At 64.6% G+C, this 1,435-nt stretch carries 2 protein-coding genes; one reads left to right on the forward strand and one right to left on the reverse strand.

Annotated features, from left to right (window positions below):
* Positions 1–245 (reverse strand): hypothetical protein (locus QZH66_RS16030; protein ID WP_305806887.1); only part of this gene is annotated, 245 nt, incomplete at its 3' end.
* A 377-nt stretch (positions 246–622) separates the two neighbouring features.
* Between QZH66_RS16030 and QZH66_RS16035 the strand changes: the two genes are divergently transcribed.
* Positions 623–1,435, forward strand: an 813-nt coding sequence (locus QZH66_RS16035) for a Crp/Fnr family transcriptional regulator (protein ID WP_305806888.1), incomplete at its 3' end; no start/stop codon positions are given.

Raw genomic sequence — 1,435 nt, forward strand, 5'->3', positions numbered from 1 at the left:
AAGTGGATGTCGTGTTGCGCCAGCAGCTCGCTGCGCGACCACAGCTCCATGTCGTAGCGGCCCATGGGCGAGCCGCGATAGCCGGAAATGAAGCCGCCGGTCTTCAGGCCGGCAGCCTTGTCGCGCAGCTTCTGCTGGATGGGCAGGCGCGCCAGGACCTGTGTCCCGGTGACATAGATCCAGCCTTCTTGGAGAAGGAACTTGTCGTCAAGCGTGACGGACTGGCGTGGCAGCGGGGCATTCATGGCAATGGGAACTCCGAAAGGCGGGTCTATGGGTGTCAGAAACGTGCAGGCCCAGACCTGATGACCGACGGACCGAAGACTATCGAGCGTTGAAATTCGGAACCGTCAGCCGGATGACGGTTTGCGGGTAAGCCCGAGGGTGCACGGCGATATGCCGATCGTTTTCACGCCACCCAAGGTCAATCCAGAACCTGGAGAGTCGACCGCCGCGGTACGGACTCCGGCGGAAATGGCATCCAGCGCTCTATCGTTCGCCGTGAGAAGTGACACAGTCGCCTGTGTCAGCGTCTGGAATATTGGCGGACATGCGGGTCGGGATGGCCGGCAACGCTCCCCCACGAGGATTCTCGTGGCTGGCTGAAATCTATAATCCCGGCATGTCGCATCAGTCTGAAAGCCTGCGCACCGCGCCGAGTTGGTCCGTCGAGGCAAACGACACGGACTGGATCAAGTCGCTCCCGTCCGATGCGCGGCGCGAAGTGGAAATGGCGCTGCAACGGCGCAGCTACGCCGACGGGCAAGCCATCTACAGCGCTGGGCAGCGCGACGGTTGGAGCTACCGCGTCGTCAGCGGCACTGTGCACATCCGTGAAATCGACAGCACGGGCAAGGAGTTCCTAGTCGTCGGATTCGGGCCAGGCAACTGTTTCGGCGTGATGCAGGTCATTGACGGCGGGCCGTATCCGCAGCACGCGGCGGCGCATGGCGCGGTAACGCTGGACTGCCTGTCTGAGGGCGCGCTCAACAGCTTGCGCGGACGCTGGCCGGAGATTGATCGTGCCCTGGCCGTGTGGGCCGTGCGCCGCCTGCGCGAGGTCATGGGCCTGCTGCGCGATCGCATCTTCCTGGACCTGCGGCGCCAGCTCGCCGGACGGNTAACGCTGGACTGCCTGTCTGAGGGCGCGCTCAACAGCTTGCGCGGACGCTGGCCGGAGATTGATCGTGCCCTGGCCGTGTGGGCCGTGCGCCGCCTGCGCGAGGTCATGGGCCTGCTGCGCGATCGCATCTTCCTGGACCTGCGGCGCCAGCTCGCCGGACGGATTGACCTCTTGCTCGAATTCGTCGACGGCAATGCATCGTCAGGGCAGCCGCTGCGCCTGCAGTTGACGCATGAAATGCTGGCAACCTCCGTGGGCGCCACGCGGCAGGCGATCAGCGCCGTCCTGAAACACTGGGCGCAAGCGGGCATC

The organism is Stenotrophomonas sp. YIM B06876, assembly GCF_030711595.1.
Taxonomy (GTDB): Bacteria; Pseudomonadota; Gammaproteobacteria; order Xanthomonadales; family Xanthomonadaceae; genus Stenotrophomonas.